General features: G+C 71.6%; 12 protein-coding genes. 8 read left to right on the forward strand and 4 right to left on the reverse strand.

The window, feature by feature from the left end; genetic code table 11:
* Positions 1–17 precede the first annotated feature (17 nt).
* The 3 genes from ACZ63D_RS36375 to ACZ63D_RS36385 are packed head-to-tail and all read right to left on the reverse strand — an operon-like array spanning position 18 to position 1,952.
* Positions 18–449, reverse strand: coding sequence for a hypothetical protein (locus tag ACZ63D_RS36375; RefSeq protein WP_465358864.1), 432 nt, complete (start codon positions 447–449; stop codon positions 18–20).
* Between the two features lie 16 nt (positions 450–465).
* The gene (locus ACZ63D_RS36380) at positions 466–1,440 is read right to left on the reverse strand and encodes a hypothetical protein (protein ID WP_465358865.1); all 975 of its coding nucleotides are present in this window, start codon (positions 1,438–1,440) and stop codon (positions 466–468) included.
* Positions 1,437–1,952, reverse strand: coding sequence for a SigE family RNA polymerase sigma factor (locus ACZ63D_RS36385; protein ID WP_465358866.1), 516 nt, complete (start codon positions 1,950–1,952; stop codon positions 1,437–1,439). The genes ACZ63D_RS36380 and ACZ63D_RS36385 overlap by 4 nt, the downstream gene beginning before the upstream one ends.
* A 97-nt stretch (positions 1,953–2,049) precedes the next feature.
* Here ACZ63D_RS36385 and hisF point away from each other — a divergent pair, with 97 nt between their 5' ends.
* The 3 genes from hisF to ACZ63D_RS36400 are packed head-to-tail and all read left to right on the forward strand — an operon-like array spanning position 2,050 to position 3,538.
* The gene (gene hisF, locus ACZ63D_RS36390; RefSeq protein ID WP_465358867.1) at positions 2,050–2,823 is read left to right on the forward strand and encodes an imidazole glycerol phosphate synthase subunit HisF; all 774 of its coding nucleotides are present in this window, start codon (positions 2,050–2,052) and stop codon (positions 2,821–2,823) included.
* Positions 2,820–3,179, forward strand: a complete 360-nt coding sequence (gene hisI / locus ACZ63D_RS36395; RefSeq protein WP_465358868.1) for a phosphoribosyl-AMP cyclohydrolase — start codon at positions 2,820–2,822, stop codon at positions 3,177–3,179. Before hisF ends, hisI begins: the two co-directional genes overlap by 4 nt.
* On the forward strand, positions 3,176–3,538 hold the full coding sequence (locus ACZ63D_RS36400; protein ID WP_465358869.1) for a DUF1304 domain-containing protein: 363 nt from the start codon (positions 3,176–3,178) through the stop codon (positions 3,536–3,538). Before hisI ends, ACZ63D_RS36400 begins: the two co-directional genes overlap by 4 nt.
* Here the strand turns inward: ACZ63D_RS36400 and ACZ63D_RS36405 are convergent.
* Positions 3,535–4,140, reverse strand: a complete 606-nt coding sequence (locus ACZ63D_RS36405) for a TetR/AcrR family transcriptional regulator (protein ID WP_465358870.1) — start codon at positions 4,138–4,140, stop codon at positions 3,535–3,537. The genes ACZ63D_RS36400 and ACZ63D_RS36405 overlap by 4 nt on opposite strands.
* A gap of 96 nt (positions 4,141–4,236) precedes the next feature.
* On the opposite strand from ACZ63D_RS36405, the gene ACZ63D_RS36410 reads away from it, so the two are divergent.
* From ACZ63D_RS36410 to trpA, 5 genes are all read left to right on the forward strand, one after another.
* Positions 4,237–5,799, forward strand: coding sequence for an anthranilate synthase component I (locus tag ACZ63D_RS36410; protein WP_465358871.1), 1,563 nt, complete (start codon positions 4,237–4,239; stop codon positions 5,797–5,799).
* A 115-nt stretch (positions 5,800–5,914) separates the two neighbouring features.
* Complete coding sequence (locus ACZ63D_RS36415; protein ID WP_465359012.1) at positions 5,915–6,433, forward strand: Trp biosynthesis-associated membrane protein; 519 nt, start codon at positions 5,915–5,917, stop codon at positions 6,431–6,433.
* A gap of 120 nt (positions 6,434–6,553) precedes the next feature.
* The gene (trpC, locus tag ACZ63D_RS36420) at positions 6,554–7,363 is read left to right on the forward strand and encodes an indole-3-glycerol phosphate synthase TrpC (protein WP_465358872.1); all 810 of its coding nucleotides are present in this window, start codon (positions 6,554–6,556) and stop codon (positions 7,361–7,363) included.
* Entirely contained in the window at positions 7,360–8,577 is a 1,218-nt protein-coding gene (gene trpB / locus ACZ63D_RS36425; RefSeq protein ID WP_465358873.1) for a tryptophan synthase subunit beta, read from the forward strand. The genes trpC and trpB overlap by 4 nt, the downstream gene beginning before the upstream one ends.
* The gene (gene trpA / locus ACZ63D_RS36430; RefSeq protein ID WP_465358874.1) at positions 8,574–9,365 is read left to right on the forward strand and encodes a tryptophan synthase subunit alpha; all 792 of its coding nucleotides are present in this window, start codon (positions 8,574–8,576) and stop codon (positions 9,363–9,365) included. The genes trpB and trpA overlap by 4 nt, the downstream gene beginning before the upstream one ends.
* The last annotated feature ends 90 nt before the right edge of the window (positions 9,366–9,455 follow it).

Consider the following 9,455-nt stretch of genomic DNA (forward strand, 5'->3'; position numbering starts at 1 on the left):
CCCTACGGTAGACGGCGTCACAGTCCTTGGCAGCGGTCGGCGGGCTGCCCGCCCGGCGTCGTCGGCACGCTGACCGAGGTGCCGTGGTCAGCCACCTTCTGCATCACCGCGTGGGTCGCCGCCACGTAGCCCCAGGTGAACAGGACGACCAAGACCGCGCACACGCCGAGCGCCGCCTTCCGCGCCCCGATCCGCCCGAGAAGGGCCGAGATCCCGGCTCCGGCGAGCAGGAACAGCACGAGAGAACTGGCCTGCCACAGCGCCACGCCTAGGCCCGACCAGGGCACCAGCTCGCGCATCCGGCAGGTCAGCTCCTCGCCCGCGGTGAGCTGCGCGAGGTAGTTGGCGCCAACGCACCAGGCCACGAGAACGGCGATGACCGCGGCGCCCATCCCGACGGCGTACGCCACTCGCGCGAGCGTGCTCCGAGACTCCCCCAGTTCGGACATGGCTTCACGGTAGCGGTCAGCTCGTGCCCAGCCAGCCGTAATCCGGTGCCGAATCGAGCACGATCCCGTCCGCCACCGCGACGAGCTGCTCGCGCGGCAACCGGCCGGACGCGGTCAGCCAGCGCCCGGCCGGCAACCGCACGGTGACCAGCGCGTCGGCAGGGCCGGAGGCGGGCACGTAAGACCCGGGCAGACCGCGCACCCGCACCGGCCCGGACCCGCCGAGAGCCGGGGAACCGCCGCCGACCGTCACGCGCACCTTCCCGGCCGGGCCGCTCGCGTCGAGCACCGTCGTCGCGTTGTCGGAACTGCTGCCGCGAACGGTCGTGGCGTCCTCGCGAAGACCGGCGGGCAGCGGGCCGAACCGGGCCTCGCCGCGGACGAGAACGGGTTCCACGGCAACCGAATCGGCGATGTGCTCGGCGACCGCACGCGCGTCCGGGACGCCCTCCACCTTGGCGGTCAGCACGTGGTGGTCGTCCGGCATCCAGGTCAGCGTCGCGATCGTGTCCACGCCGGTCGGGCCGGTCACCATGGCGACCCGCCCGTGCACTACGACCTGGTCCCGCAACGCCGAGATGCGCAACGCGGTCTGCGCCCACTCCGGATCGGCCGTCGAATGCGCCGCGAGTTCCACCCGGTTCGCGCCGTTCTGCCATTGCCGCACCTGCGCGGTGACCCCGGGCCCGCCCGAGCGGTACTGCTCGGTGAAACCGTCCGGCAGCCAGCCTGGCGTGTACGCCAGAACCGGCCGTCCGGCAGCGGGCGTGAGCTGCGCGGGCGTGTCGGTGACCGCGGTAACCACCAGCGGCACTCCGGCGGCGACCGCGATCACCGCGGCAGCCGCGGCGACGAGCGCGAGGCGCGGACGGCGTTTGCGGTGCCGGGCCCGAGCGAGCGCGTTGAGGACCTCGTTGCCGTCCGGTGCCTGGTCCGCGAGCCGTTCGAGGCTGTCGCGCAGCAGCGTCTCGGTCTCGTTCGACGGGGTCATTCTCCTGCTCCGGTGGTGAGGGCGGTCGGCAACGAGGGCAGGCCGGCGCGCAGTGTCGCCAGCGCGCGCGAGATCTGGCTGCGCACGGTCGAAACGCCGCAGCGGAGGAAATCGGCGATTTCGGCGTCGGTGTAGTTCTCGTAGTAGCGGAGCACGACCGCGGCGCGCTGTTTCCGCGGCAGCGTGGCCAGCAGGGCGAGCATTTCGTCGCGTTCGTCGTAGGCGGTGCTGGGATCGGCCGTCGGCGGCCCGAGCGAATCGAGCACCGAATGGTTCGACGGCACCACGCGGCGCGCGGCGCGGCGGCGCCACGAGAGGTACTCGTTGGTGATCATCCGGCGGACGTAGGTGGGCGGCGAATCGATCTTCGCCCAGCGTTGCTGCGCGCGCAGCAGCACGTCCTGCACGATGTCCTGGGCGAGATGCGGGTCGTCGGCGAGGACGGTCGCGTAGCGCAGCAGCCCGTCGAGGCGTTCCGCCACGAAATCGTCGAAACCGGTGGTCACGATCATCAGACGCGCGAGGGCCCGGTTTTGATGCTTCGTTCCGAAAATTGGTGACGAAGCCGTCGAGGCGACCTTGAGTGAGCGGCCGACTAGGCTGACCGGCATGGCTGTGGCGGTTCGGGTGATTCCCTGTCTCGACGTCGACGCGGGCCGGGTCGTGAAGGGCGTCAACTTCGCCGACCTGCGCGACGCGGGCGACCCGGTGGAGCTCGCGCGGCGGTACGACGCCGAGGGCGCCGACGAGCTGACCTTCCTCGACGTCACCGCGTCGTCCGGCGACCGGGAAACCACCTTCGACGTGGTCCGCCGCACCGCCGAGCAGGTCTTCATCCCGCTCACCGTCGGCGGCGGCGTGCGCTCCACCGACGACGTCAACCGGCTGCTGCGCACCGGCGCGGACAAGGTCAGCATCAACACGGCCGCGATCGCGCGCCCGGAGCTGCTGCGCGAGGCGTCGCGCCGGTTCGGGGCGCAGTGTGTCGTGCTGTCCGTCGACGCGCGGCGAGTGCCCGAAGGCGGCGAACCGACGGCGTCCGGCTTCGAGGTCACCACGCACGGCGGCCGTCGCGGCACCGGCATCGACGCGGTGGAATGGGCCGCGCGCGGCGAGGAACTCGGCGTGGGCGAGGTGCTGCTCAACTCGATGGACGCGGACGGCACCAAAACCGGCTTCGACCTGGAACTGATCGGCCTGGTCCGCAAGGCGGTGCGGGTCCCGGTGATCGCCAGCGGCGGAGCGGGCGCGACCGAGCACTTCCTGCCCGCGGTGGAGGCGGGCGCGGACGCCGTGCTCGCGGCGAGCGTGTTCCACTTCGGACAGTTGACGATCGGCGACGTGAAGGGCGCGCTGCGCGCCGGCGGGGTGGTCGTGCGATGAGCCTTCCGCCGGAGATCGCCGCGCGGCTCAAGCGCAACGCGGACGGGCTGATCGCCGCGGTCGTCGTGGACCACGCGACGTCCGACGTGCTGATGATGGCCTGGATGAACGACGAGGCGCTGGAGTCCACGCTCACCACGCGGCGCGGCACGTACTGGTCGCGCAGCCGGCAGGAACTGTGGGTGAAGGGCGAGACCTCGGGCCACGTTCAGCACGTCCGCGAGGTCCGCATCGACTGCGACGGCGACACCGTGCTGCTCCGAGTGGACCAGACCGGTCCGGCTTGCCACACTGGCACGCGCACCTGCTTCGACACCGACGAACGGCTTCTGCTCGCCGAGGAAGGCGCACGATGACCGTCGTCGCGAACGTGCTGGTCGGGCTGGTCGCCCTGATCCACTTGTACATCGTGGTGCTGGAGATGTTCCTGTGGACCACGCCGCGGGCGCGCGCGGCGTTCGGCACCACCGAGGAATTCGCCCGCGAGAGCAAGACGCTGGCGGCGAACCAAGGCCTGTACAACGGGTTTCTCGCCGCCGCGCTGATCTGGGGCCTGCTCGCCGCCGATCCGGCGGGCTTCCTGCTCAAGCTGTACGGCCTGGCGTGCGTGATCGTGGCCGGGCTCTACGGCGCCGCGACCGCGTCGAAGCGGATCCTGTTCGTGCAGGTCGTGCCCGGCGCGCTCGCGCTGGTCTTCCTGCTGCTGGCGCGCTAGTCGATGTCCCCGGTGAGATAACGCTGCAACGTCGGAGCCACCGCCGTCACCAGCGTGTCCACCTCGGCGCTCACCATCGGCGGGAATCGCGCCACGTACCGGATCAGCCCCATTCCCACCATCTGCGAAGCGCACAACGCCACGCGCAACTCCCGCCGGTCGACGCCGAGTTCGCTCAGCAGCCCGGTGAAAAACCCCGAGAAGAACTCGCGCAGCACGGTGCTCGCCGCGTCGTGGCTGGCGATGCTGCGGATCAGCGCCTGGAACGTGTCGCCGCCGGCGCCGTCCCAGCGGGTCAGGAACGTGCGCACGATCCGGGAGCCCAGTTCGCCGGCCGGGCCGTCGCGCAGGACCGCGATGAGTTCCGCCGGTTCGAACGGCAGTTTCAGCACCGCCTGGGCGAACAGGCCTTCCTTGCCGCCGAACCAGTGGTTGACCATGGCCGCGTCGACGCCGGCGCGCGCGGCGATGGAGCGGACCGTCGCGCGTTCGTAGCCGTTCTCCGCGAACACCGTGCGGGCGGCTTCGAGCAGCACCGCCCGCGTGTCCTGACCAGCGGGGCGGCGGCCGCGGCGGCGCGCGGTAGTGTCTTCGGTGCTCACCGGACCATCTTGACTCCTCGCCGCGCTGAATTCAACATGCATTGAATTGAGAGCCCGCTGACCGGCTGACCCGGCCGTAGCGGCACAATGAGCCGCATGGTCAGCTCAGCAGCCACGTCCACGGCCGGGCCCGGCCCGGTCAGCCCGTCCCGAGCCGAGTTCCGCGCGCTGGCCGAGAGCCGCCGCGTGATCCCCGTGGTGCGCCGGGTGCTCGCCGACGGCGAGACCCCGCTGGGGGTCTACCGGAAACTCGCCGCCGACCGGCCCGGCACGTTCCTCTTCGAATCGGCCGAGAACGGGAAATCGTGGTCGCGCTGGTCGTTCGTCGGCGTGCGCAGCCCGGCCGCGCTGACCGTCCGCGACGGCAAAGCGGTCTGGACCGGCACCCCGCCGGACAACCTGCCCACCGAGGGCGACCCGCTGCAGGTGCTGCGCGCGACCGTCGAGGCGCTGCACACCGAACCGCTGCCCGGCCTGCCCCCGCTGACCGGCGGGATGGTCGGCTACCTCGGCTACGACGCGGTGCGCTGGCTGGAAAAGCTGCCCGAGCTGGCCGAACGGGATCTCGACATCCCCGAGCTGACCATGCTGCTCGCCACCGATCTCGCCGCCTTCGACCACCACGAGGGCACCGTCACGCTGATCGCCAACGCGGTCAACTGGGACGACTCGGCCGAACGCGTGGACGCCGCGTACGACGACGCGCTGGCCCGGCTGTCAGCGATGACCGAGCAGCTGCGGGTGCCCGCGCCGCCGACGGTCGCGACGTTCGACCGGCCCGCGCCGGAATTCCGCCGCCACCGCAGCAAGGAAGACTTCCACGCGGCCGTCGACAAGGCGGTCGAGGCGATCAAGGCGGGCGAAGCGTTCCAGGTCGTGCCGTCGCAACGGTTCGAGATCGAGACCGGGGCCGACGCGCTCGACGTGTACCGCGTGCTCCGCACCTCCAACCCGAGCCCGTACATGTACCTGCTGCGGCTGGAGGGTTTCGACATCGTCGGCTCCAGCCCGGAATCGCTGGTGACCGTCCGCGACGGCCGCGCCACCACGCATCCGATCGCGGGCACCCGCTGGCGCGGCGCGGATCCGGAAGAGGACGCGCAGCTGGCCAAGGACCTGCTCGCGGACGAGAAGGAACGCGCCGAGCACCTGATGCTCGTCGACCTCGGCCGCAACGACCTCGGCAAGGTCTGCAAACCCGGCACCGTGCACGTCGTCGACTTCTTCCAGATCGAGCGCTACAGCCACGTCATGCACATCGTGTCCACGGTGACCGGCGAGCTGAAAGACGACGCCACGGCCTTCGACGCGGTCACGGCCTGCTTCCCGGCGGGCACGCTTTCCGGCGCGCCGAAGGTCCGGGCGATGCAGCTGATCGAGGAACTGGAGCCGGTGCGCCGCGCGCTGTACGGCGGGGTGGTCGGCTACTTGGACTTCGCCGGCGACGCGGACACGGCGATCGCCATCCGCACCGCGCTGATGCGCGACGGCACGGCGTACGTGCAGGCAGGCGGCGGCGTGGTCGCGGACTCGGTGCCGGATTACGAGGACACAGAATCGCTCAACAAGGCCCGCACCGTGCTGTCCGCGATCGCCGCGGCGGGCACGATGATCCCGGCGGGCGAGCTGGACCCGGCTGAGGACTCGGCCGGTGTCTGAGCGGTCCGGGGAAGCGGAACCACGGCGCGGCGGCGCCGAGGCGGAAGAGGCTGCTGAGGCGCACGGTGCGGCAGCGCCGGCTGCGGGCCGGGCGAAGCGTCCACTGTGGACGATCATTCTCGCCCTCCTGCTGGGCGCGCTGGCCCTCTGGGGAGCGTCCCGGATGGTGTGGTTCGCCGAATTCCGCGACGAGGGCGTGCGCGGGACAGTGCTGTACACCGAACCCGGCGAACAGCGCGCCACCGCGCTCGTGCCGCTCGCGATCCTCGCGCTCGCGGGCGTCGCCGGGGCTGTCGCGACCGGCGGCTGGCTGCGCCGCGTGCTCGGGATCGTGCTGATGCTCGCTGGGGTGGCGGGCGTCTGGAGCGGCGTCGACGGGATCAAGTTCGGCGGGTTCGCACCCGGGCTGCCCGGTACGGAAATCGTGCTGGGGCACCTGATCGCGGTCCTCGGCGGAATTCTTGTCGCACTCGGCGGGTTGGCAGCGATCAAGTGGGCGGGAGCCGCGCGCAAGCTCGGGGCCCGTTACGCCGCGCCGGGAGCCAAGGCCGCGCGCAAGGATCCGGACACCGAACTGTGGGAGGCGTTGTCGGAGGGGGACGACCCGACCGATCCGCCGGATCCTCGTCGCTGAGCAACCCGGGACCGGCCGGTCATCGAGCGGGGGTTAGCATCGTTTCGGCGGGAAGGGGAAGGTTTTTGTGAGCGAGCTTGCGAGTGGACCCAGGAGTGCGGCAGCGGGTAGGGGCGTCCGATGAGCGTGCTCGAAGACATCGTCGCCGGCGTGCGCGAGGATCTCGCGCAGCGGGAATCCGCGCTGCCGTTCGACGAACTCAAGGCCAGGGCGGCCAAGGCCGTCCCGCCGCGTGACGTGATGGCGGCGCTGCGCGAATCCGGCATCGGCGTGATCGCCGAGGTGAAGCGGCGCAGCCCGTCCAAAGGCGAGCTGGCCGCGATTCCCGACCCGGCCGCGCTGGCCCGCGACTACGAGGACGCCGGCGCGCGCGTGATCAGCGTGCTCACCGAGCAGCGCCGCTTCGGCGGCTCGCTCGCCGACCTCGACGCGGTGCGCGCCGCGGTCGACATTCCCGTGCTGCGCAAGGACTTCATCGTCAGCCCGTACCAGGTGCACGAGGCCCGGCTGCACGGCGCGGACATGGTGCTGCTGATCGTCGCCGCGCTGGAGCAGAACGCGCTCGCCGCGCTGCTCGACCGCGTCGAATCGCTCGGCATGACCGCGCTCGTGGAGATCCACAACGCCGAGGAGGCCGACCGCGCGCTCGAAGCGGGCGCGAAGGTCATCGGCGTCAACGCGCGCAACCTGCACACCCTCGAAGTGGACCGCGACGTGTTCTCCCGCCTCGCGCCCGGCCTGCCGATGGACGTGTTCAAGGTCGCCGAGTCCGGCGTCCGCGGCCCCGGCGACCTGATGTCCTACGCCGGGCACGGCGCGGACGCGGTGCTCGTCGGCGAGGGCCTGGTGGCCTCCGGCGACCCGAAGGGCGCGGTCGTCAAGCTCGTCACCGCCGGTTCGCACCCCGCCTGCCCGAGGCCGTCGCGGTGACCGAGCGCGGCAAGCACGACCCGGACGAACGCGGGTACTACGGCCCCTACGGCGGCCGGTTCATGCCGGAAGCGCTGATCGGCGTGGTCGACGAGGTCGCGGCGGAGTACGAGAAGGTCCGCCACGACCCGGCGTTCACCAATGAGCTGAACCGGCTGCTCACCGAGTACGCGGGCCGTCCGTCGCTGCTGACCGAGGCCAAGCGGTTCGGCGAGCACGCCGGCGGCGCGCGGGTGTTCCTCAAGCGCGAGGACCTCAACCACACCGGTTCGCACAAGATCAACAACGTGCTGGGCCAGGCGTTGCTCACCGTGCGGATGGGCAAGAAGCGCGTCATCGCGGAGACCGGCGCGGGCCAGCACGGCGTCGCCACGGCCACCGCGTGCGCGCTGCTCGGCCTCGACTGCGTCGTGTACATGGGCGAGGTCGACACCGAGCGCCAGTCGCTGAACGTCGCGCGGATGAAGCTGCTCGGCGCCGAGGTCGTGCCGGTGAAAACCGGGTCGCGCACGCTCAAGGACGCGATCAACGAGGCGCTGCGCGACTGGGTCACCAACGCCGACACCACGCACTACCTCTTCGGCACCGCCGCCGGCCCGTCCCCGTTCCCGATGATGGTGCGCAATTTCCACCACGTCATCGGCGAGGAGGCGCGGGCGCAGATCCTCGAGAAGGCCGGACGGCTGCCGGACGTCGTCGCCGCGTGCGTCGGCGGCGGGTCCAACGCCATCGGGATCTTCTCCGGGTTCTACGACGACCCGTCGGTGCGGCTGGTCGGCCTGGAGCCGGGCGGCGAGGGCATCGAGGGCAACCGGCACGGCGCGACGCTCACCAAGGGCAGCCCGGGCAACCTGCACGGCGCGATGTCGTACCTGCTGCAGGACGAGGACGGCCAGACGGTCGAATCGCATTCGATCTCGGCGGGCCTGGACTACCCGGGCGTCGGCCCGGAACACGCGTGGCTCAAGGACTCCGGCCGCGCCGAATACCGCCCGGTCACCGACGCCGCCGCGATGGACGCCTTCCGGCTGCTGTCGCGCACCGAGGGCATCATCCCGGCGATCGAATCGGCGCACGCGCTCGCCGGCGCCCTGGACCTGGGCCGCGAGCTGGGCCCGGAGGGGCTGATCGTGGTCAACCTTTCCGGCCGGGGCGACAAGGACATGGACACCGCGGCCCGGTGGTTCGGGCTCGTGGACGGGGAGGGCAAGTGAGCGGCCTCGACGAGCTGTTCGCGGCGACGCGGGCGGAACACCGGGCCGCGCTGGTCGGCTACCTGCCCGCCGGATTCCCCTCCGTGGACGGCTCGAAAGACCTGCTGGCCGCGACGATCGACGGCGGAGCGGACCTGGTCGAGGTCGGCGTCCCGTACTCCGACCCGGTCATGGACGGCCCCACCATCCAGGCGGCCGCCGAGGCGGCGCTGGCCAGCGGATTCCGGCTCAAGCAGCTGTTCGAGGTCGTGGAATCGGTGTCCGCGCGCGGCGGTCGCGCGGTCGTGATGACGTACTGGAACCCGGTGCACCGCTACGGCGTCGAGGCGTTCGCCCGCGACCTGGCTTCGGCCGGTGGTCTGGGCCTGATCACGCCGGACCTGATCCCGGACGAGGCGGACGAGTGGATCGCCGCTTCCCGGACGCACGGTCTGGACCGGATCTTCCTGGTCGCGCCGTCGTCGTCGGAAGAGCGGCTCGCGAAGACCACCGCGGCCTCGTCGGGCTTCGTGTACGCGACCGCGGTGATGGGCGTGACCGGTGCGCGCGACGCGGTGGGCGTGCACGCGGAGGACCTGGTGCGGCGGACCCGGGCGCACACGGAGCTGCCGATCGGCGTGGGCCTCGGGGTCCGTTCGCGGGAACAGGCCGCGCAGGTGGCCGGGTTCGCGGACGCGGTGATCGTCGGCTCCGCGCTGGTCACGGCCGCGGCGGACGGTCCGGACGGCGTGGCGAAGCTGGCTTCGGAGCTGGCGAAGGGCGTGCGCGAGGCGGTCGCTCCGGCCTGATCTCCGGTCGGGGGCCGGAAACTGTCGGTGGTCGGTCGGTGGTCGTTCGTACTCTCTCGGTATGCAGATGAACCGAGAGGGAGAGCGGAG

The organism is Amycolatopsis sp. NPDC104775 (assembly GCF_055583325.1).